Genomic DNA, 22663 nt, shown 5'->3' with positions numbered 1-22663 from the left:
TCCAAACCCAACTAGTATTTAGTATTTAGTATTTAGTATTTAGTATTTAGTAAAAACACTGGCAATTGAAAGTTGGTTTTCAAAATTTTAAAACAAAAAAAATCCGGAAGTGGTTAAATCATCCGGATTACTCATAATATATTTGGTTTGTTGTATATAAGGTTGAAGGCGTAAGGCTTAGGGTATAAGGTTCAACAAATATAGCCCTAAACCTTCTACCTTAAAACCTTCTACCTTGATAATATTTCTCTGGCAATAACTATCTTTTGTATTTCAGAAGTGCCCTCGCCTATTGTACACAACTTACTATCGCGATAAAATTTCTCAACCGGAAAGTCTTTGGTATAACCATAACCCCCAAATATTTGAACTGCTTCGGTTGCTACTCTTACCGAGACCTCTGAGGCAAAATATTTCGCCATGGCCGATTCTTTTGTCATAGGCAAATGCCTGTTCTTTAAATCTGCTGCCTGGCGGATCAACAATTCGGCTGCTTCAATCTCTGTAGCCATATCAGCCAGTTTAAAACTAATGGCCTGAAAGCTGGAGATGGGCTGACCAAACTGCTGCCGCTGTTTTGAATAAGCTACCGCTGCATCAAAAGCACCTTTCGCAATACCTAAAGCCAGTGCCGCAATAGAAATCCTTCCGCCATCTAACACTTTCATCGCCTGTTTAAAACCTTCGCCAACATTACCCAATAAATTAGCTTTCGGTACGCGGCAATTATCAAAAATCATTTCTGTGGTTTCTGATGCCCGCATACCAAGTTTATTTTCTTTTTTCCCAGCAGTAAAACCAGGTGTACCGCGTTCTACTACAATGGCCGAAATCCCTTTCGAGCTCCCCTGCTCCCCTGTTCTTACCATCACAACCGCAATATCTCCGCTTTTGCCATGGGTAATCCAGTTTTTTGCGCCGTTTATAATGTAATCTTCACCATCTTCAACGGCAGTAGTCATCATCCTTAAGGCATCCGAACCTGTGTTTGCTTCGGTTAAACCCCAGGCACCAATCCATTCGGCAGTAGCCAGCTTCGGCAACCATTTTTGCTTCTGCTCTTCGGTTGCAAAGGCCAAAATATGACCAGTACATAAAGAGTTGTGTGCGGCTAATGATAAGCCGATTGAACCGCAAACCCGGGCTACTTCCACAATCACATCAACATATTCCTGGTAGCCCAATCCAGAGCCTCCATACTCTTCGGGAACCAAAACGCCCATTAAGCCTGATTCTCCAAGTTGTTTAAACAATTCGACCGGAAAATGCTGTGCCTCATCCCATTCCATTATATTTGGACGAATATTTTTCTCTGCAAAATCGCGGACCATAGCCTTTACACTTTGCTGAGTTTCTGTTTCTGAAAAATCGAAGCTTACGCTCATTAAATTTTATATTTTAAGTTAGTTCGGGGGCAATTATAATCAATTATTTCATAGTTAGTTACCATTAAATATTCGTGCAATTACAGAATGAAATGGTATTCGGTTCAATTAGTTTATCGGTTAATTTTAAACCTTGAAATTAACGAAGAAAGTTTTTTTTATTTTTCTTACAACTATAGCCGAATAAGTTAGTTATATGGAGTTTTTGACGAATATAGATGAAATTGAAGGAATGATAACAGATGTATACATTCTCTTTTTCGCAACACATTTGTTGAAAATGGATTCGTTTTAAACCTTGCAAGCAATTAACTCCTATAACTAACCTGGAAAAGGAAATGTATATTTTTTAACCGGGTTATCTTTTTTTGGAAATCAGGTACAGAAGTATTTGGCACTATTCAGCCCTGCTCTCCACTTTACTTCGTTGCATTCCGTGTTCGTTCCGATCAGGTTTAGGTGGCACGGGCCGACACTATGATTTCGGGTTTAAATGTACTGTTCTTCCATAATTAAACCTGATTGGAACGAACATAAATCCCGGTTTAAGCACTTGTTTTTACTTTTATTGTGTTTACTTGTTTCACAGGTTTTTAATCGGGTGAGTAATTGTAAAGCAGGGCTTTCGAAACCGATTAGCACAATCATTGCTTTCCAAATCGCATTTAAAATTTAAGCTTTTAAGAGCATGTTTAAAATAAAATTTATTTCATATGTCAGTCTGAGCGTAGTCGAAGACCATTTCAACGCATTAATAAAGCAATCGACTACGCGCGGCTAAATGGAGAAATCTTTGAACTACGTTAAAAGATTTTGCTTTGCAGAGCCTTCGGGTTCTCCACTGCGGTCGAAATGACGCTCCTTGTATATCTGTTATCAGCTCTCCGATGTATTTGAAAAATTCTAACCTCTACCATTGACAGACTCCAAAAAAGGTCGTCATTGCGAGTAACCATCAGGTCTGTGGCCTGAAAAATAGGAATGAAGTCCTATATACGCTTTCTAACGTATTAGGTTTAAGATTTTGCATCCTGCAAAACTCATTGAGCTAAGATGTCTAAGGTGGTCGTAAAAATTAAAGACTACGCAGTTTAATTAACCACCTTAGACACCGAAGAACATCTAATTCATTAAATAATCCTTTAGGCTTTCAAACCATATAAGAACATGTAAGCTTATATGGTCCTTAGATGTCTTATATGGTCAAAAAAACAACACTAAATATCAGTTGTTTAAATAAAGGTCATTATAAGGATGAACGACAAAGCAATCTATCATGCTTGTGTCCTTGCTATAAAGATTGCTTCCCCGAAAATCGAGGCAGGCTGTCGGCTGAAAAAGCCTTCCCGAAATGACGATCCTTTGGGAAGATTTATTTCCATTAAATTTTACTGGCATTTATATTGAATTTATACACTAAATTATCCCTCAGCGTGACAGCAAAAGGCCATTTATTTTTGTTATAAAAATTTAAACAGGCGCTAAGTTTCTAAAAAGAAATATAAGGGGTAATTTTATCTATAACCTGCTGGTTTAAAATGATGATCTTTTTTAAATCGGATGGGTTAGCATAATTACCATGCTGCTTACGGTATTGAATAATGGCATTGATCTGTTTGAAAGAAAGGTATGGATTGCGCTTTAAATCGTTAAAAGTTGCTGTATTTATATTTATTGTTTTTAATGGAGTATTGCTGATTTCAATCTGATCTTTAATTTCGGCATACTTACCGGAATCTAAACCATAAACTTCAAGAAGTTGTTCTTTTTTGTAAAAGCCGCCTAAACGTTCACGGTATTTAATAATTCTAAGGGCAAAAGTTCCGCCAATACCTTTAATACCATCCAATTGTGTCGAGTCTGCTTTGTTGATATCAACAATCACAACAGCTTTTTTAGCATATTCCTTTTTTTCAAAAGGTACATAATTCCTTGAGGCATTGATAGGCTGATCAGGTATGTTAACATAAGGCAATATCTTTTTATACATTTCTGGCGAAATGGTATACATTTTCTGAAGATCTTCGGCTTTGTAAAACTTACCGCCCTTAGTGGTATAATTTATAATTGATTGCGCTTGTTTTGCCGACAGACCTAAAGTTTGCCAACCTTCTGCATCTAAACTGTTAGGATTGAACTTAAAAAGTTTAACTGTTTTCCGAGGGCTAGAATCTTCAATCCGATCGCGAATAGTATTGGCATATGCCTGATCTGTTATGGTTATCTTCTGAATTTGTGCTAAAAGATTTGGATCATCGTTCGAAATTGGCTGGTAGTAGCCATATATAATTGGAATAACCCTGATTACAACAATAATAGAGACGAGAAACAACAATCCGTTGAATTCACTTTTGCTGACACCAAAATTTTTGTTGAACCAAATTCTCATTGATGCGATATGACATGTGGATTATAAATATAAATCTTATTTTTGGGATTGCAAAACAGAATAGGTTTTGCCTATCAACAATCTAAGAATTTATATGAAGATCATAACTACATCTGAGTTTGCGAAAGCAACAAAGATAGATAAGCTAGGTGTACCAGGTTTGGCAGGTTTGATGATGGAGATCATGAAACTGAACGACATTAACGACGTATTTGCTCAAAATCAACATTTTAAAGGCTTAGAATTTGTAGACAAGATATTAGAAACCATTGGCGTTTCTATAGAATTTGATGATGATGATTTAAATTGTATTCCTAAAACAGGCCCTTTTATCGCAATCGCAAATCACCCTTATGGTGGTGTAGAAGGTTTGGCTTTAGTTAAACTATTGTGTACGGTTAGGCCCGATGCAAAGGTAATGGTAAATTTCATTTTGAAAAAAATACCAAACCTTGATGAATTTTTTGTTGCTGTAAATCCTTTCGAAAATGTGCAGCATTCGTCAAGTATCAGTGGATTAAAAACTACTTTTGATTTACTTAGAAATGGAACGCCAATTGGTATTTTCCCTGCAGGAGAAGTTTCTACCTTTAAATTAGATGCTCAGCAGGTAACGGACAGGATGTGGCATCCTGTTGTTGGAAAACTGATTGCCAAAGCAAAAGTACCTGTTGTACCTATTTATTTTCATGGCAATAACGGTGTTTTCTTTAACATTTTGAGCTTCATACATCCTACCCTGCGTACAGCAAAACTACCTTCGGAGTTTTTAAATAAACATGGACGTACCATTAAGGTACGAATTGGTAAACCAATAGCCGTATCTGAAATTTCGCACATGAACAGCAGCAATAAACTGATGGACTTTTTAAGAGCCCGTACGTATGCGCTTGGTATTGGTTTAGACACAGAGAAAAAACTCTTTAACCCGTTAAACTTATTTAAAATTAAAAAGAAACCTGCTGAGGTAATTGAAGAAACTTCGAGGCTCTTAATTAAAAATGAGGTAGCGCTTCTGGAAGATTTCAGGGTTTGGACGGAGAAAAATTACGAGGTATATATTGTTCCGACTTTAAAAATCCCGAATATTTTAAGGGAAATTGGCCGTTTACGAGAAATTACTTTCCGTGAAGTAGGTGAAGGTACCAACAAAAAAATCGATCTCGACAACTACGATATCTACTATAACCACTTATTTATATGGGATAAAGATTTGGAAAATATTGTAGGTGCTTACCGGATAGGTAAAGGTGATGAAATTTTAGAAAGCATGGGGCGCCGTGGTTTCTACCTTTCTGAACTTTTTAAAATGAAAGATCAGTTTTACCCCATGTTGAAGCAGGGTATCGAGTTGGGCAGATCGTGGATCAGGAAAGAATACCAGGGTAAGCCGCTACCACTGTTCCTGCTTTGGAAAGGAATTCTAAAATACCTGATCGATAACCCACAGTACCGTTATATGTTCGGTCCGGTAAGTATCAGCAACAATTTCTCAAAATTCAGTAAGGCCCTAATTGTAGATTATATTACCAAAAACCATTTCGATTATGAGATGGCTAAATATGTTAAACCCCGGAACAAATTCAAAGCCGATTTATTGCCTATTTCTACCGATACCCTGGTTGATAGCAGCGAGTCTTTTAAAGATTTAGACAGTATTATCGGAGACATTGAAAACTCGCATATCAAGATCCCGGTATTGCTAAGACAATATATGAACCTGAATGCAAAAATTATATCATTTAATATCGATCCTAAATTTTCTGATTGTTTAGATGGCTTCTTAGTGGTAGATACACATAATATTCCACCTGAAATGCTCGAAAAACTCGGCAAAAATCTATAAATTAATTCAATAAAAAAACCCAGACATCCATCTGGGTTTTTTATTATCAACTAACCTAAACTTTATAAATACTAACCAAATATTTATGCCACAAAAGTAGGTTTACCTTGTTAAATTGGTGTTAATGAAATATTATTTATAAAATTTCATTCCTTACAATTTCTTAATCGATTAATACGCAGTTGTTCATATTATTCCATTATCTTTAGGTACGCTGTATGAGCTATGATAAACATTCTTCTTTGTGAGAACCGAATGTTTCCCACCCTTATATTTAGCTCAAATAAAAAATCATTTATCAAATTGCTTCCCTAATGGAATCAATTTTGAACTTTCATTATGACAGTCATTTCTAAAGAGAATTTTTCAAAGGCAACAGGCATTTGTAATATTCCAATTCCTGGTCTTGCTTCCTTCTTAATGAAGTTCTTAAAGATTAACGACTTCAACGGAATTATTAGAGATGCCAATACCTTAGAAGGAGAAAAATTTGCCAATCATATCCTGGAGGTTCTGGGGGTTACTATTCAGATCAGTGATGAGGATTTAGCCCATATTCCAAAAGAAGGCGCATTCATTGCGATTGCAAACCATCCCTACGGCGCCATAGAATCATTGGCATTATTAAGCATACTTGCCAATCACCGACCTGATACGATGTTCATGGGGAATTTTCTGTTAAAGAAAATCCCAAATCTGGAGAAATGTATTATCGCGGTAAATCCGTTCGAAAAAGTTCAGGATTCATTAAGTATTAGCGGATTAAAAACAACTTTAAAAGTTTTAAAAGCTGGTAGTCCGGTTGCTATTTTTCCGGCAGGGGAAGTTTCTTCTTATAAATTCAGAAAAAATCAGATTACAGACCGTGAATGGCATCCCGTGGTTGGAAAAATCATCTCCAAGGCCAATGTACCGATACTACCGGTGTATTTTCATGGCAATAACGGCATCTTTTTTAGCCTGCTGAAGTTTATACATCCTTCATTACAAACAGCAAAGCTGATTTCAGAGTTATTCAACAAAAATGGTCACCGGTTAAAAATCAGTATTGGCAAACCCATCCATTTGAAAGAAATAGACTGTAAAGATTGTAATACCTCACTTTTAAACCATTTAAGAAAGGGACTTTATGCCCTAAAAAAGTAACCTGGTCCGAATTCATAAAAACCCAATGTTAATTTCCCGTTAAACGCTATCTCATTATTCACATAAAGAAATTGTTGCTTTTGTGTTAATAATAAGTAAATTTAATGTAACCAAATATAAAGCGGTTTGAAAAGAGGGATTTACAAATATGTTTTGAGTACCATTATGTTCTTTTGCCTGATGATGAATACCGTCATCTCGAAGGGACAGCACTATTCTTTCGATTTTTATGATGGAACTTTTAACTTTAGTGTAGATTCTTCAGTCGTTTTTCCTATACCTAAAACAGCTACTACATCAGCTGTTTCAAACTTTTACAGCCGCATCTCATCTGGTCAGTATGCGCCCCTTATTTCCTCTTTAGAAAAATACCAGAAAAAATATCATTTAAACGACTGGATTTATTATCAACTGATCCGTAAGACGGCCGAACAGATTAGTCCGAAAGCAGATAATTATTTTGGCTATACTTTATACAAATGGTTTTTACTGAGTAAATGCGGTTATGACGCACGGTTAGCTGTAGGCAATGATCAGGTTATATTTTATGTAAGAAACGAAGAGGATATCAGCGATATTCCGTTCTTTATGGTTGACAATAAAAAGTTTATGTGCCTTAATTATCATGATTATGGTAAACTGTTTAAACAGGCCGATGCTTACAAGCCCGTTAAAATTTCAATTCCGGAGGCTAAAAATCCTTTCTCTTATAAGGTGACCAGAATGCCCGATTTTAAACCGGAAAGTTATCAGGAAAAGGATATCGAATTTAGTTACCGTCAAAAAATCCATCATTTTAAGTTAAAAGTTAATCAAGATGTACAAACCATTTTTAAAAATTATCCGGTAGTGGATTTTGAAAGTTATTTTAATATTCCTTTGAGCAGGGAAACATACAGCTCTCTTATTCCCACCTTGAAAGAAAACCTGAGACACATGGATCAGAAAAAAGGTGTTGATTACCTGATGAGATTTACCCGTTATGGTTTTTTATATGAAGATGACGATGAAAACTTTGGTAAGGAAAAACGTTTTTCGCCTGAACAAACATTATTAAGTGCCTACAGCGATTGCGATGACCGGGCTGCATTATTTTTCTATCTGGTAAAGGAAATATATAACCTGCCGATGATTGCCTTGTTATACCCTAAACATTTAACTATTGCCGTACAGTTTGAAAAACCAGTTGGCGAACCCGTTACTTATAAAGGTAGAAAATACTCGTATTGTGAACCTACACCTCAATCACAAAACTTAAAAATCGGGCAACTTTCTTCAAATTTTAAGAACAGTAAATATGAAGTGGTTTATGCCTACGAGCCTATAAAACGCTAAAGATTTAGCGCCTATTTAAATTTTATAGCTAAATATTACTTAGCCTTTTGCTGTCTCGCTGAGCGTAATGGATTGCTTTTGTCAATGTGTTGAAAATGGTCTTCGACTACGCTCAGACTGACATACGAGATAATTTTATTCAATTTTTAAACACGCGATAATCATTCAGTATCTTAATTAAAAGTTAATTTAATGTTAATTAAATGTTATCTTATCAACAACAGGTTGATTCATGAGCTATTTAAGGTAATTTAGACCTCTTATATTGAGTTAAATCTAAAACCTGGTCTATGTCTGCTGTTATTTATACTGTTATAAAAGAATTTTTCGTTGAGGTAAACGGTCACGCAGTAAAGGCTAGAATTATGTCGCCCATTAACGATGGCAAAGTTTTCGTTTTCAAAATCAGTTCATTTTACAAAAGCAAAACTGATGCTGATGCTTACGAACCGGCATCAACATTTAACTCTTATTCAAACGCTGAACGGCATTTACTCCAATACCTGGAAGGTTTTCAGAATACACTGGATCTGGGTGGCGAAATCGCGCCGGGAAATACTTTTTAGCTATTTTCTTTATCGTCTTTCTCCGGCGGAAGTTCTGATTGGATTACCTCCTCCTCAAACGCTTCCTCATCCTTTTCGTTTCTTTTAATCAGGTAAGCAATTAAAATAACCACTAACACTGCAACGCCGATTACTATGGAGTAATTCATATTCGTTCGATTAAATGTTAACCTCTGAGATTTAACAAGTTAGGAAAAATATTTTATATGTTAAGCAGCAAACTATCTGTTAACATAATGATAATACTAATTTAACTTTCCGATTCTCTATCTTTGGGAAAACCCATAAGTTTTAAATGAAAAAGAATAAATCTAAGTCGAAAAATCATTCGACAGGCAAAAAATTACGTAAAGAATTAGAGTCGAAATTAGCCCTTGTATTTAACGAACTTGTTATCCAATACGGCAAAGCCAAAAAAGCCGATAAAGTAATCGAAAAATTTGCAAAGCAATTGACTAAAAAAGTTACTTTCCATACTCAGGATGATTCTATAACGCCATATATCAAAGAAGAGCAGGTTACTCCTGCAACTCCGAAGGCTAAAACAGCTAAACCTATTGCAGAAAAGAAAGCAGTAAAAAAAGAGCTGATAGCGGAGTAAATTAAAATTTAGTTAACCGCATACGGTCATAAATTACCTTTTAGTGCATAATCAGTTTTAAATAAAAAAGCAGGATAATTTTCTAATGGAAATACCCTGCTTTTTATGTTCTATTTCCACTACTATCTAATTAAAAGTAACGGTTTGCCTTGCCCATTCTCCCTGACATTCTAAACCAACCAAACGACACTCTAGATAATAAGTTCCAGGAGTACCGTACGACCATTCCTGCTGTGGAAAATCACTAAAACTGCTTACCGGCAATACAACATTTAAACTTTGATCTAACATTCTCCATTCATAATAACCACCATTGTACGTGGCGCCTGCTGTACTAGTCACCGTTGCACCTGCCGAATTGGAAGATGGCCCGTTAATCACATTTTTAAAGGTACTTACAAATGGAGTAGTTACCGGCGAGTATAAATACTGAGCGGCAATTACATCGTATGATGAAAAATCAGTCCAGGTTCTTGAAGTACCAAGTCTGCCAGAGTTCATTACTGAATTTGGATCTGCCGACGCAGCGCCTGTTGAGGGCGTGCCAGGTATAGCATTAACGCCTACATACCTACCGTAAGCATCGTAGTTACCTTCTCCATTGTAATCTGTATGACGCAAGCCCAAACAATGGCCAATTTCGTGTATCAACATAAACACATCCTGGGCATGGCTTCTTGGTATACCATTGTCGGCACCTGTACTGGTAACATTATTGGTAACATGATTTACCCAAATATTAGCTCCGGGCTGTCCTGCATCGGTTGGGAAATCTGCTTGTCCAAATGCACCTGTCCCCAGATTTACTTTTCTAATGGTAATATTAGGGGTAAAAGGACTTGTGTAAGGTGGATAAAATTGATTATAAGAATGGATTAAATTGATGCGGCAGTTACCTATCGCATTCCAGGCAGTTATCGCTTCCCGAATTGCATAAAACCACCTGGTATCGAAATCTTCCTGGGTGATAATAACATTTGTGAGGTTTCCCTGAATTAACTGATTGGTATTACCCTGCGCTATTTTACCACTTGCATTTGTTGCTTTTTCAATATTTTTAACTGTGGATAGTGATTTCTTCGAGATCAAGATATCACCTTCCACCACGTAGTAATCGCCAGATTCTTTAATACCATCTGTTTGAAAGCCCATTTCTTTGATTTTTGCAAGTATAGCAGATTCAACTTCTGCTTTGCTTTCGGTCGTGACAACAGAGGGTTCAGATTTTTTACACGAATAGATGCTTAAGGTTAGCAGCAAAGCTGCCAAGCCCATTTTCCTGGAGAATGAGCTTAAAGTAGATGTTTTTTTCATAGTTAGGTTTTCCTATCCAAATTAACCATCTTACTGTTAAGCTATAATAAATAAATTATTAAGTTATTACTAATAAAAAATACAAATAGTTAAATATAAAAATACAAAAAGAAATGATAAAACATATATAAAATAAAAATAGAATATTAGCGTATTTTAATATGATATTACGGATTGTTGTGTCGGTCTTTTTTCAGTACGACAGACAAAATGTTGTTTACCTTTCTCTACCTATTCTTTACTCTTTGTTTACCTTTTCTCTACACCAGGTTAACCCCATGTTAACCCTTTGCTTACCTTTTCTCTACCTATTTATTACCTAAAAGGTAAAGGATGGGTAAACATAAGGTACAGGAGAAGTAATTTTGGGGATAACTTGGTATAACGAGTGGGTAATCAATTTAAACTAATTCTATTGTTGGCTTAACCGTCTTTATGATCGTGATAGGCTGAGAACCATTAGCAGGAGTAATCAATATTGTATAACGAATGCGTATACCATCAAGATTGGTAACATTATAGTAAGCTGTTCCGATACTATAATCCTGACGATGCTGAACCTTAAATAAAATATTCTTTGCTGTCCCAACATTCGAGCTACTACCATAAGCATAAAGTTCTTCTCCAATGATTTCTTTCCCATAACTTTCTGGCATTGGGTAATCTGGACCAGTCCTATCCACAAATGACCCTATTGTCGTTTTTTCAGAAGGACGACCATAATTTGCATATTTTTGTTTGTAAGGAACAAGTATGTCAATTCTGGTAACTTTAACTGTTGTTCCATCATTGGTAACCTCTGGATTGGTTATTGGCCTAAACTCATTAAGGAGGCCATGATGATAAGCTACGCTATAATCATCTATATACTTTATTTCCGTACCAGGAAATTCGTTAATTGGCACCTTTTGATTCGCTACAAACAAGATTGGAGCTACTGAAAAATCAAAAGCACCTAAAATTTTGTTATAACTAGGAATATATCCTACGGAATTAGCATTAGCTGATCCTGGCATGGCCAAAGTAGTGCTTAGAATACCGGTATTGTTTGTTATAGACCCCGTTAAATTAGTTTCGACTTTTAATTTTAAATCAACAACCTGAGGGCTGGTTGCTGCGCCTCCCAATATGGCACTAAAAAAACCTTTAACCGCACCACTTAAGCCTCCTTTAATGCCATCTTCTATAGACTTTGTTACATCTGTCCCAAAGACTTTTGATTTAGGCAGATTTAGTGCTTTTACCCCCTGAAAACCAGCCACATGAATTGCTGCATTCCCTAAATTCCCCAATAAACTTCCAAGATTAAAGCCACCAGATCCTGCAGTACCGACAGTCCCTGTTAAAGTTCCATTTGATGTTCCATTTAACATAACTTGCGACAAATTAGTTGAAGATACATTCCAAACAAAGTTGAGATTCTCATGATTGGCATTTGCAATATAGCGATCATAAGCTAACTCATACTGACAAGCATACCATGCACCTGTCGAGAGTATTTGATAATTTTGAATTTTTGTTACAGATTTTATTACATTTTCAGGATCAATAATCTCTTTAGAAAAATTCATTATTGAAGACGGATATCCGCCAGATATACCTAATCCATCACTAAAGTATGAAGATGAGTATGGGCTTCCAGGAGGTAAATACAGATAAAAACGTATTATTCCTCTATATTTATTGTAAAGTGCAAAAAAATTGGGAGATGTTAATTGCGTAGGGCTAAAAGTATTATAGATTAGATTCCAACCATCAGCCTTTTTATAATCAAAAGCAATTTCGTTAGGGAATAATTGATTGCTCCCAGATGCCCAAGGCACCAAGATAGGAGGTGAACCCGCCGGTGTAGGCATGTAATCAGCAGTTTCCCAATCAAAAACATGAGTTGGAATAGCTGCCATTTTATTTGGTATTTTTAAAGTAGCAGGCTCCATGAGGGGGCTAATTTCTTTCTTACAGCTTACTAGAGCTGCAGATAACATAATCGCAACTATTGCAATTTTGAGCGCTTTAATTTTTAAGTTTTCCATTAACTAAAAATATATGATGAAAATTAAACCAGTATTAACTATATATTAAGTTGAAAACTAAATTATACTATCATTGATAATTTAAAATACATTTATGCATATTAATTACGAAAAAAAAGGCCTGTGTCATCAATAATGACACAGGCCTTTTCAAAACAATTAACTATATTCTAGTAAACCTTAGTACCTGGATTAAAGTTTGTCCAGCCAGTTGTCCAATTGTCAGTTGCACTGAAAGCGCCTCTATAAGTCACAGCCGTGAAGAACGAAGAGCCATCTGGACTAACCCATGTCCCAGCTAAAGCAGCAGAACCAGCATTAGGCATCAAGTCTGGAGCTGTAGCAGTTAATGGAGCTTTTAAACCTGCATCCGTAACAGCAGTTAAAGTTACATTACCTTCTGTTTCTGCCATGGTTTTGATTGCAGCCGATGTAATTACACTTTGTGCACCGGCATCAAAAGATTGATATGGATTAGCTACTGCATGCACTAAATTATTTTTAAAAGTAGCAGCTCCAGAAACATAGTCTGCTGCAGTATAAGAAGATTCTAAAGAGAATCCAGCAGCTTTATACCCTAATAAAACAGAATTGTTCAAAATGAATCTAGTTCCTCTCCTAAAACGTGCAGCAAAGTTATTGGTAGATCCTGGGTTATCATTTCCATTTGTACCAACGAAGGTAAAATTAGATAAAATTGGCTTCGTAATAGGTCCTGAAGGACCAGCAGCTGGCACTGTTGGCTCGTTATCACATTCTATACCATTACTTTGATCGCCCGCATCAAAAAAACCAGATAATTTATAGCTTACAGCAAACTGAATTTTTCCAGAATAGCCAAAGTCGAAATCAAAATCATCATCAGAAGTACCGTAAGCAATTAAATATTTTCCGTTAACAGTTCCACCAAAGAATTCAAAAGCATCATCTTTTGCATAAGATACCTGAATGTGATCTAATGTTGTTCCATTACCTACTGCATAAAAGCTAAGTGCGTTTACCTCATTGTTAGAACTAAACGCAGTACCAGCATATTCTACACGTACATACTTTAGTGTACCCGAGTTGTCATTAGCTACAGTGCCTAAACCAAAAGTTCCTGTCACACCACCCTCAACATTAGATGTCGAAGTTCTATTGGTTGGTGCATTACCAATGATTGTAATACCTGACCAATCACCTGGATTTCTATCTCCAGCTGCTCTACCAGATGTAAAAACAATAGGCTTATCGACAGTACCTACCGCTTCAATTCTAGCTCCTTTATCAATTACAAGAGCACCTTTAGAAGATAAATCACCTTTGATAACCGTTCCAGCTTCAACAGTAAGAACCGCACCGCTTTGTACGTGAGTCTCACCTTTCAATATCCACACTCTATCTGCAGTAAGCGTTTTATTTGCAGTTACATTACTTGGGATTGTTTCTGGTGCAGCTGGCTCCTCTACAATCGGGTCGCCATCGTTTTTCTTACAAGCAGACATTGTTACAGCTAAAATCGATAACGATGCTAATAATACTTTAAAATTTTTCATGTTCAAATTTTGTTTAAGAAAATTAACCTGGGTACTTTTAATACAAAGCACAGATTAAGTTATTGTTAATTAATTATTTATTTTTAAAATCTAAGTTATAACTAAAGCCTAGTGTGAAATTTGTACCACTCTTATAACTGTAGTAGACAGCATCATCAGCTCTGTTGTATGTTTTGTTATTTGGCCCGAAGTTTAAATATGATATATTTGATTGATTGAGAATATCAGAAACATTCAATTTAATTTCACCTTTATTTTTTAATACTTTTTTAGAGATCTGAAAATCAAATACATCACGACCTTTTTCATAAATATTAGGAACGGATTCATTACCTACTTTTCCTATTCTATCTCCTATTCTATTATATAGTGTGCTTATTGATAAACCGGTTTTCGGTGAGTTGTACTGTAAACCTGCATTGATCAAAAATGGAGACAGCCCCTGTAGTTGTCTGGTTTGGAAACCCGGGATACTCGATTGTACTTCTGATTTTAAATAGGTAAAGTTTGCAAAAGCGATAAAATTTTCTAACCAACTGGCGTCTGACAAGAAATTCAGCTTCTTGCGAACATCTAACTCAAACCCATATGTATAAGCTTTATCTGCATTTTGATAACTAAATTTTAAATTATCAGCTGTGGAGGAACCATCTGTTACCTGCTCTATTGGATTCTGGAAGTTTTTATAAAAAACAGACAATGTTACTGCCTCACCAGGAGATGGATAGTATTCATATCGGATATCAGCGTTTGTATTCTGGCTTCTTACTAATTCAGGATTACCAGCAATTTGAACACCTTCTTCTTGGTTAACAAAAACAAATGGCGCTAATTCTCTAAGCTCAGGTCTGGTTACAGTTCTTGAACCAGAAAGTCTGAAATTAGACTTTTCATTTAAGCTATATGTCAAATTTAATGATGGAAGTACATCAAAAAAATCTTTCTTATAAGATCTTTTTTGTCCTGTACTATTCAGAGCATCAATGGTTTGCTTATAGCCTTCAACTCTTGCTCCTAAAATTAAGCGGACTTTTTCAGCGAGTGCTTGATCAAGCATTAAATAACCAGCGTTTAAATCTGTTTTCCCAGTATAACTATCTTGGTTATTTGTAATTTCATCCAGTACAAACCCATTTCGTGAAATGTTGCTTGTGGCGAAAATACTTTCTTTTGGAAGGATTAATTTACTAGCATCAAATTCACTTGAGCTAGCTGGTGTATATAGAAAAATTCTTGCATCAAAATCTCTATCTCTTACTTGTTTTAACCCGCCAAATTTGAACGTGCCTTTTTTGCTAAAAAGATTAACAGGTATGCTTAATGATGCACTACCACCGTAATTGTTTTCGTTTAAGTCAGAGAAAAATCTTTTAGTATTATCATCAATTAAACTAAAGGGTGAGTTAGAATTCTGAATACTACCATACATAATTGTACGTAAATCTGGCTGTTCTCTTTTAATTAAAGCATAGTTTAAATTCCAGTCTAGCTTAATGTTTTTCTCACCCAACTGATGTTCGCCCTCTAATTGAGAACTTAATAGTGATTTTTGATTTACCTCTGAAGAGGTATACCTGATATCTGTATTTTGATTTATAAACCCATTTCTGTTTATGTAACTATCTTCAAATGATTGATTAAATAAGTTTTTTAATGAAATTTTATTCTTTCTAATTTTATATGAAAAGTTAGCAAGTCCACCCAAAGCTACATTGTATCTATAATTTAAATCCTGATATTTATTTATAAAATTGATACCATCAAAAGCTTCACGTTCTGCAATTCTTTGGTTTTGCTCTCTCCTGTAGTTTAGTGAAATTATACTTCCAAAGGTACCTTCGTTTTTAAATTTGGCAACATTACCCCATGTAAACTGGTAGTTCTGCATAGGTAAAGCGGTATATTTTCTTTCAGCGTAAAGATTAGGAAACAATTTCGAATTGGCTATCCTAAGATTTGTTGACCCTCCGTTATACGCACCCCTGGTACTAGGAAAATTTGTCGGCAAACTTCTGGTTCCATCATCAAACCCTAAAAAGTCAGTACTGTTCCTTTCGTTCGAATAAAAATCTTTAAAAGTTGATTGGGTATTATATCCTGTTGAAACAGCAAAGTTGATGAATTTACTATCAGGTATGTCTTTTGTGACCACTTGCGTAACACCGCCAGCAAAGTCTCCTGGTAAATCAGGGGTTGCAGTTTTGTTTATCACAATTTTATCAATCATATTAGAAGGAATGATATCAAAAGAGAATGCTCGTTTATCAGGTTCTGTACTAGGCAACAAGGAATTATTGATTAGCGCAACATTATAACGATCAGATAAACCTCTAATAACTAGAAATTTTCCGTCTTGAATACTTGCTCCACTTACCCTTTTTAAAACTTCAGAAGTGTTCTTATCAGGCGATTTTCTAATCTGATCTGCCGTTATACCGCTTGAGATCCGAGTACTATTTTTTTGTGAAGCGTACAAAGAATTCACGGATTCTTGTTTAACTGAGGCCGTGATTGTTACATCACCTAAATTTGCTCCCCCCGCTTCTTCTAAAATTAAGTTTACAATAGTTGACTGATTACCTGAAACCTGAATGTCACTTACATTCTTAGATGTGTAACCTACATAAGATAAATTCAAGGTATATTTTCCGGCAGTTAATCCACCAATAGCGTACCTTCCTTCTATATCGGTAGAAACACCTTTGGTGGTCCCAGCTATTTTAACCGTTACCCCAATTAAGGTTTCTCCCGTTTTTTTATCGGTAACTGTTCCGGAAATTTTTCCAGTTTGTGCATACGAAAGTATGCTCATCGTCAAAGCGAACACAGTAAGTGCCGCTCTTTTAAAAGAGTTTAGTAATTCCAATTTGCCTTTATTTGATAAGGGCAAAATTATTACCACAGTGTTAACTTCAGGTTAGATGTTAATTAAGGTTTGTTTACCTTAAGGTTAATTCTGAGTTAACAACATTTCGATCCTAATATTTAATCCCCGTTTTCCTGCAAATGAAGTGCAATAACCAGATCGGTCCAATTAACAGGAACTTAACATCATCCAGAAATGATGGTTTCTTTCCTTCAATTTTATGACCAACAAACTGACCAACCCAGGCCGCAACAAATATTGCGGCATAAATAGCATAAGCTGCTCCACTTCCTAAGCCTACCGCCTGCTCAATTTTTACGATGATGTAACTCATTAAACCCACAACCCAGATCATCATGAAAAACAATACGGGTGATAAAGTAAAATAATAATACAAGCTAAAGGCCAAAAGGAACGAAGCCCAGTTAAAGAACCCATTATAACTGCCCAGAAAACCGAGATGCGGAAAAGGAATCTGCCAGATTAAACCCAATAAACTGAATACGATCAACGGCACACAAATCCAGTGTACCAGTTTGTTAGTCGGGTTTTGGTGACTTTCGGCGTACTTATCAAAAAGCACATCTACAGGTCTCTTTGGTTCAATTTGAATGGTTTGCTTGCTCATTATGTAAAAATAAAAAAAGCGATGGATATTCCATCGCTTACTATATTGTTTAATCTTAGAGACCTTATAGGTTTGGTCTCTTAATCATTATTTAGCAAATGCTACAGAACGGGTTTCCCTGATTACAGTAACCTTAATCTGCCCCGGATAAGTCATTTCGGTTTGGATACGTGTCGAAATATCAGCAGCTAAAAGTTCTGCCTGCGCATCGGTAATGCGTTCGCTTTCTACAATTACACGTAATTCTCTACCGGCTTGAATGGCGAAAGTTTTTTCCACACCTGGGTAAGATAAAGCGAGTTCTTCTAAATCTTTAAGGCGTTTAATATAACTTTCTACCACCTCACGACGTGCACCCGGGCGAGCGCCAGAGATCGCATCACAAGCCTGTACTATTGGAGAGATCATCGAAGTCATCTCAATTTCATCGTGGTGGGCACCAATAGCATTACAAATTTCAGGGTGTTCTTTATATTTTTCGGCCAGTTGCATACCTAAAATTGCATGTGGCAATTCCGGATTATCATCTGGCACTTTACCTATATCGTGTAATAGACCTGCACGTTTAGCCATTTTAGCATTTAAGCCTAATTCTGCAGCCATTGTTGCACAGAAATTAGCTACCTCACGAGAGTGATGTAACAAGTTTTGTCCGTAAGATGAACGGTAACGCATACGGCCAACCATACGGATCAGCTCAGGGTGTAAACCGTGAATACCTAAATCGATCACGGTACGTTCACCAATCTCTACAATTTCGTCTTCGATCTGTTTTTTGGTCTTCGCTACAATTTCTTCAATACGTGCCGGGTGGATACGACCATCTGTTACCAAACGGTGTAAAGCCAGGCGGGCTATTTCTCTTCTTACCGGGTCGAAACCTGATAAAATAATGGCTTCCGGTGTGTCATCCACAATAATCTCAATACCGGTTGCAGCTTCTAAAGCACGGATATTTCTACCTTCTCTACCAATAACGCGTCCTTTAATCTCGTCGCTTTCGATATGGAATATAGACACAGAATTTTCAATAGCAGCCTCTGTAGCGGTACGTTGAATGGTTTGGATAACCACTTTTTTAGCTTCTTTGCTCGCTGTTAATTTGGCTTCATCAACAATATCCTTCACCTGCATCATGGCCTGGGTACGGGCTTCTTGTTTCAGGTTTTCTACCAATTGTTCTTTCGCTTCTTCCGCAGAAAGACCAGCGATGGTTTCTAATTGTTTAAGGTGCTGATTTTTTAATACTTCTACTTCTTCTTGTTTCTTTACAGCAAGATCGGTTTGTTTTTCAAGATTAGCTTTTTGCTTATCCAGTTCCTGTTCTTTTTTATTGAAGTTTTCCATGCGCTGGTTCACCGATTGCTCTTTCTGCTTCATGGTGTTTTCGCGTTGGTTAATGTTATTGTTTTTGGCATTCACTTCTTGCTCATGCTCCGCTTTCATTTGCAAAAACTTTTCTTTTGCTTCTAAAAGTTTATTCTTTTTTAAGATTTCTGCATTGTTTTCTGCATCTTTTAAAATCTTTTTCACTTTATTTTGTGCGGCAACTTCCTGCTGTTTAAGCAAGTTACGCAGGAGGAATCTTCCTACCACTACTCCGATAGCTATACCCGCTATTACGGCAAATACGTATCCTAATATTTCAACTATTTCCATTTTGTTTTTTATGTAAAAAAAAACCGCAACTAATTTTTAAAGTCTCATACATTTTAAACCTCAACTAAGCATAATTAGGGTTTAAGCCATTTTCAGGTGCCATAGCAGATGAAATACGCCCTCTTAACCCTATAGATATTGAAGTGTTAAGTTTTATAAAATTTGAAACTCAAAAACTAGCCGCGGCTATGTTTTTATGCTAAATATTGGCACCGTCCCTGATCCGATAACTATTGGATTTATTTCAGGATCTTATTAACAGACGCTGAAACAAGTTCAGCGTGACGAATTGCCGAAAGAACGAACCTTATTTTGAAAAGAAATTATTGAGTAAAACATCCAATTCTTCAACTTTATCGGCAACAGCAGTATCCTGGTTTTGTACTTTGTTTTCTGTTCTCAATACAGCTGTTGCATAGTGCAACACAGCCATAGAAAGAAGGTCCTGCTTATCTCTAACCGCATAATTATCCTGATAATCTTTTATGCGCTCATTGATCATTTTTGCTGCCCGTCTCACAATTTCTTCCTCTTCCATATTTACCTTTAGTGGATAAATGCGGTCGGAAATGGTTATTTTAATCGAGATTTCTCCCATTTGTTTAGCTTAGTTTCTGATTTCTTTGCATCATTATTTTTTTAATAATGCAATACTCTTATCAATCTCCCGCACAAAATCGTTAATTTTTTGTTTAATGTCAAGCGATTTTTCACTTGTCCCCTCTATACTTTTAGCCAATTTTGTAACCCTTAATTTTTCATCAAGTTCTACATTTTTGCTCTTCGCCGTATCAAGTGCTACTTTTAACGATTGATTTTCAAGCTTTAATAAATCATTTTCTTCCTGTAGCGCATTACATAACTCAATTACCTGAGCTGTTTTTTGTAATACCTTATCTAACTGATCTGCAACAGAAGCCATGAATTTATTTCTAAAAATACGAATTTATATTTTATTTCCTAATTTCTGCACCAGCTTGTGCCGTTAAATTCGCGATTAGTTTCTGCATGGTATGCTCAATCTGCTTATCGGTTAGGGTTTGTTCCTCATCCTGCAAAATAAAATTTAAGGCATACGATTTTTTCCCCTCTGGTAATTTATCACCAACATATACATCGAATACACCAACTTCCTTGATCAGCTTTTTATCGGTTTTAAATGCAATACCCTTTAAGGTATCGAAGGTTACATTTTGATCAATCAACAATGAAAGATCGCGACGAACCTGCGGGTATTTAGAAACATCTCTGTGTACGATTTTATTTTTCCTTACAATATCTAATAAGGTTGCCCAATCGAAATCAGCATAAAATACCTCAGCATTTACATCAGCCACTTTGCGGTCGGCTTTTGAAGCCGCACCGAAACTTACCAGGGTTTTATCTCCACGGAAATATTTGATTCCGTAAGCAAAGTTTTCATCGTTTAAATCGTCAGACTGATAGCTTGTAATACCCAAACGTGATACAATGGCATCCACTGCTGATTTTAAATTATAGAAAGTAGCCGGTTTAGCATTGTGGTTCCATTGCTCGCTTTGTTTAGCTCCCGAAATCAACAATAACAACCTTGGGCGCTCTACATACTGCTCATCGATTAAATGATATGTTTTACCGAATTCGTAAAACTTCACATCCGCATTTTTACGGTTCTGGTTGTAAGCTACACTTTCTAAAGCAGGCATCAATAAATTCTGACGCATTACATTTAGATCGCTGCTTAAGGGATTTAAAATAAATACCGCTTCATCTAAATTTTTGGAATAAGCTGATTTAGTCAACGAATTACACATAATTTCAGCATAGCCATTTGAAGTGAGCATATCTGCAATTACATTATGCGTATTTTCTTTTTCGGGCTTAATGCTATAAGAAAGCGATGCATTTACCTTTGAAGGGATTTCGATATTATCATAACCGTAAATACGTAATACCTCTTCTGTAATGTCGCACTCGCGTGTTACATCCACCTTAAACGATGGTACTCTTAAAGCTAAAGTATCATCAGAAGTATTGGTTGCCGAAATACCCAAAGCGGTAATAATGTGTTTGATTTCGGCTGAAGGGATATTTGCACCGATTAATTTATTGATATTGGTATAACTTACTTCAAATTCGAACGGTTTGATAGGATTTGGATAAATGTCAGAAATTGAGGATGAAATTTCACCACCTGCTAATTCTTTAATCAATAAAGCCGCGTATTTTAAGGCAGTAACTGTAATCTCCGGATCGGTACCCCGCTCGTAACGGAAAGAGGCATCAGTTTTTAAACCATGTCTTTTCGATGTTTTACGAACAGAAACGGAATTGAAGTAAGCACTTTCTAAAAAGATATTTTTAGTATTGGCATCCACACCTGATGATTTCCCTCCAAAAACACCTGCAATACACATTGGAGTTTCGGCATTGCAGATCATTAAATCATCAGCACTTAGTTTACGTTCAACATCATCAAGGGTTACAAAAGGAGTACCTTCAGCAACTTTTTTCACGATTACTTTTCCACCACTAATTTTATCAGCATCGAAAGCATGTAGCGGCTGACCTAAACCATGAAGCACATAATTGGTAATATCAACCACATTGTTGATCGGGCGTAAACCAATTACCTTTAATTTATCTTTTAACCAGTCTGGCGATTCTTGTACGGTAACACCCGAAATGGTTAAACTGCTATAACGCGGGCAGGCAGCCAAATCTTCTACCTCTACCGGAATCACAAGATTCTCGTTATCGGTTTTGAAAGCAGAAAGATCAGGCATTTCATATTCACTTCTGAAATAAGCCGCTAAATCTCTCGCCACACCCAAATGTGAAGCCGCATCGGCACGGTTTGGTGTTAATCCGATTTCGAAAACAAAATCATCATCCATTTTGAAATGATCTTTTGCACGGATACCTATTTCGGTATCTTCGGCAAGGATCATAATCCCATCATGCGATTTACCCAAACCAATTTCATCTTCGGCACAGATCATTCCCTGAGAAAGTTCTCCCCTGATTTTTGATTCTTTGATTTTAAAAGGTTCTCCTTCTAAAGGATATACCGTTGTACCTACTGTGGCTACTACTACTTTTTGCCCGGCGCCTACATTTGGAGCACCGCATACAATCTGCAGGTTTTCTTTACCGCCAACATTAACCGTAGTAATGCGCAAACGATCAGCATTGGGATGCTGAACACAGGTTAATACTTCGCCGATGACCAAACCCTCTAAACCGCCCACAACAGGCTGCACTTTTTCTACACTTTCTACTTCTAAACCAACGTTGGTAAGGATTAACGAAAGTTCCTGAGGTGTTTTATCAATTTGTACGAATTGTTTTAACCAGTTATATGATATTTTCATTTGGAGT

At 36.3% G+C, this 22663-nt stretch carries 17 protein-coding genes; 5 read left to right on the top strand and 12 right to left on the bottom strand.

The annotated features are described in order from the left end of the window. Positions 1 to 230: 230 nt before the first annotated feature. The gene (locus FFJ24_RS02350) at positions 231 to 1385 is read right to left on the bottom strand and encodes an acyl-CoA dehydrogenase family protein (RefSeq protein ID WP_138820624.1); all 1155 of its coding nucleotides are present in this window, start codon (positions 1383 to 1385) and stop codon (positions 231 to 233) included. 1489 nt (positions 1386 to 2874) lie between these two features. Then, positions 2875 to 3774, bottom strand: a complete 900-nt coding sequence (locus FFJ24_RS02345) for a ComEA family DNA-binding protein (protein ID WP_138820623.1) — start codon at positions 3772 to 3774, stop codon at positions 2875 to 2877. 94 nt (positions 3775 to 3868) lie between these two features. Here FFJ24_RS02345 and FFJ24_RS02340 point away from each other — a divergent pair, with 94 nt between their 5' ends. The 4 genes from FFJ24_RS02340 to FFJ24_RS02325 all read left to right on the top strand — a co-directional run bounded on the left by FFJ24_RS02340 (position 3869) and on the right by FFJ24_RS02325 (position 8667). Next, entirely contained in the window at positions 3869 to 5620 is a 1752-nt protein-coding gene (locus FFJ24_RS02340; RefSeq protein WP_138820622.1) for a lysophospholipid acyltransferase family protein, read from the top strand. 339 nt (positions 5621 to 5959) lie between these two features. Beyond that, positions 5960 to 6766 carry a lysophospholipid acyltransferase family protein gene (locus tag FFJ24_RS02335; protein WP_138820621.1) on the top strand — a complete coding sequence of 269 codons (807 nt, stop codon included), beginning with the start codon at positions 5960 to 5962 and terminating at the stop codon, positions 6764 to 6766. A 126-nt stretch (positions 6767 to 6892) separates the two neighbouring features. Continuing rightward, the gene (locus FFJ24_RS02330; RefSeq protein ID WP_371716944.1) at positions 6893 to 8101 is read left to right on the top strand and encodes a hypothetical protein; all 1209 of its coding nucleotides are present in this window, start codon (positions 6893 to 6895) and stop codon (positions 8099 to 8101) included. Between the two features lie 290 nt (positions 8102 to 8391). After that, positions 8392 to 8667, top strand: coding sequence for a hypothetical protein (locus FFJ24_RS02325; protein WP_138820620.1), 276 nt, complete (start codon positions 8392 to 8394; stop codon positions 8665 to 8667). Here the strand turns inward: FFJ24_RS02325 and FFJ24_RS25940 are convergent. Then, positions 8664 to 8816 carry a hypothetical protein gene (locus tag FFJ24_RS25940; protein WP_168202363.1) on the bottom strand — a complete coding sequence of 51 codons (153 nt, stop codon included), beginning with the start codon at positions 8814 to 8816 and terminating at the stop codon, positions 8664 to 8666. The genes FFJ24_RS02325 and FFJ24_RS25940 overlap by 4 nt on opposite strands. Before the next feature lie 146 nt (positions 8817 to 8962). Between FFJ24_RS25940 and FFJ24_RS02320 the strand changes: the two genes are divergently transcribed. Beyond that, on the top strand, positions 8963 to 9268 hold the full coding sequence (locus tag FFJ24_RS02320; protein ID WP_138820619.1) for a hypothetical protein: 306 nt from the start codon (positions 8963 to 8965) through the stop codon (positions 9266 to 9268). Positions 9269 to 9394: 126 nt separating this feature from the next. On the opposite strand, the gene FFJ24_RS02315 is transcribed toward FFJ24_RS02320, so the two are convergent. The 9 genes from FFJ24_RS02315 to pheT form a co-directional block, all read right to left on the bottom strand. Further along, positions 9395 to 10582 (bottom strand): M57 family metalloprotease, encoded by a 1188-nt coding sequence (locus tag FFJ24_RS02315; RefSeq protein WP_138820618.1) that lies wholly within the window; start codon positions 10580 to 10582, stop codon positions 9395 to 9397. 401 nt (positions 10583 to 10983) lie between these two features. Beyond that, positions 10984 to 12615 (bottom strand): hypothetical protein, encoded by a 1632-nt coding sequence (locus FFJ24_RS02310; RefSeq protein ID WP_138820617.1) that lies wholly within the window; start codon positions 12613 to 12615, stop codon positions 10984 to 10986. 170 nt (positions 12616 to 12785) lie between these two features. Continuing rightward, positions 12786 to 14150, bottom strand: a complete 1365-nt coding sequence (locus FFJ24_RS02305) for a hypothetical protein (RefSeq protein WP_138820616.1) — start codon at positions 14148 to 14150, stop codon at positions 12786 to 12788. Between the two features lie 73 nt (positions 14151 to 14223). Next, entirely contained in the window at positions 14224 to 17016 is a 2793-nt protein-coding gene (locus FFJ24_RS02300; RefSeq protein WP_138820615.1) for a TonB-dependent receptor, read from the bottom strand. 112 nt (positions 17017 to 17128) lie between these two features. Then, positions 17129 to 17644 carry a DUF962 domain-containing protein gene (locus tag FFJ24_RS02295; RefSeq protein WP_138820614.1) on the bottom strand — a complete coding sequence of 172 codons (516 nt, stop codon included), beginning with the start codon at positions 17642 to 17644 and terminating at the stop codon, positions 17129 to 17131. 87 nt (positions 17645 to 17731) lie between these two features. After that, positions 17732 to 19303, bottom strand: coding sequence for a ribonuclease Y (gene rny, locus FFJ24_RS02290; RefSeq protein ID WP_138820613.1), 1572 nt, complete (start codon positions 19301 to 19303; stop codon positions 17732 to 17734). A 307-nt stretch (positions 19304 to 19610) separates the two neighbouring features. Next, on the bottom strand, positions 19611 to 19901 hold the full coding sequence (locus FFJ24_RS02285) for a cell division protein ZapA (RefSeq protein ID WP_025143281.1): 291 nt from the start codon (positions 19899 to 19901) through the stop codon (positions 19611 to 19613). 33 nt (positions 19902 to 19934) lie between these two features. After that, entirely contained in the window at positions 19935 to 20225 is a 291-nt protein-coding gene (locus tag FFJ24_RS02280; RefSeq protein ID WP_138820612.1) for a hypothetical protein, read from the bottom strand. 31 nt (positions 20226 to 20256) lie between these two features. Continuing rightward, positions 20257 to 22656: a phenylalanine--tRNA ligase subunit beta gene (gene pheT / locus FFJ24_RS02275; RefSeq protein WP_138820611.1), complete on the bottom strand. Its 2400-nt coding sequence runs from the start codon at positions 22654 to 22656 to the stop codon at positions 20257 to 20259. Between the last annotated feature and the right edge of the window lie 7 nt (positions 22657 to 22663).

This window comes from Pedobacter sp. KBS0701, from assembly GCF_005938645.2.
Lineage (GTDB): Bacteria > Bacteroidota > Bacteroidia > Sphingobacteriales > Sphingobacteriaceae > Pedobacter.
The sequence above is the reverse complement of the archived record's forward strand: the minus strand, read 5'-3'. Positions and strand labels throughout refer to the sequence as shown.

Coding starts and splice junctions, on each gene's coding strand:
- FFJ24_RS02325 (WP_138820620.1), top strand. CDS start 8,392: ATGTCTGCTGTTATTTATACTGTTATAAAAGAATTTTTCGTTGAGGTA.
- pheT (WP_138820611.1), bottom strand. CDS start 22,656: ATGAAAATATCATATAACTGGTTAAAACAATTCGTACAAATTGATAAA.
- rny (WP_138820613.1), bottom strand. CDS start 19,303: ATGGAAATAGTTGAAATATTAGGATACGTATTTGCCGTAATAGCGGGT.
- FFJ24_RS02335 (WP_138820621.1), top strand. CDS start 5,960: ATGACAGTCATTTCTAAAGAGAATTTTTCAAAGGCAACAGGCATTTGT.
- FFJ24_RS02340 (WP_138820622.1), top strand. CDS start 3,869: ATGAAGATCATAACTACATCTGAGTTTGCGAAAGCAACAAAGATAGAT.
- FFJ24_RS02280 (WP_138820612.1), bottom strand. CDS start 20,225: ATGGCTTCTGTTGCAGATCAGTTAGATAAGGTATTACAAAAAACAGCT.
- FFJ24_RS02295 (WP_138820614.1), bottom strand. CDS start 17,644: ATGAGCAAGCAAACCATTCAAATTGAACCAAAGAGACCTGTAGATGTG.
- FFJ24_RS25940 (WP_168202363.1), bottom strand. CDS start 8,816: ATGAATTACTCCATAGTAATCGGCGTTGCAGTGTTAGTGGTTATTTTA.
- FFJ24_RS02320 (WP_138820619.1), top strand. CDS start 8,963: ATGAAAAAGAATAAATCTAAGTCGAAAAATCATTCGACAGGCAAAAAA.
- FFJ24_RS02315 (WP_138820618.1), bottom strand. CDS start 10,582: ATGAAAAAAACATCTACTTTAAGCTCATTCTCCAGGAAAATGGGCTTG.
- FFJ24_RS02350 (WP_138820624.1), bottom strand. CDS start 1,385: ATGAGCGTAAGCTTCGATTTTTCAGAAACAGAAACTCAGCAAAGTGTA.
- FFJ24_RS02305 (WP_138820616.1), bottom strand. CDS start 14,150: ATGAAAAATTTTAAAGTATTATTAGCATCGTTATCGATTTTAGCTGTA.
- FFJ24_RS02345 (WP_138820623.1), bottom strand. CDS start 3,774: ATGAGAATTTGGTTCAACAAAAATTTTGGTGTCAGCAAAAGTGAATTC.
- FFJ24_RS02285 (WP_025143281.1), bottom strand. CDS start 19,901: ATGGGAGAAATCTCGATTAAAATAACCATTTCCGACCGCATTTATCCA.
- FFJ24_RS02310 (WP_138820617.1), bottom strand. CDS start 12,615: ATGGAAAACTTAAAAATTAAAGCGCTCAAAATTGCAATAGTTGCGATT.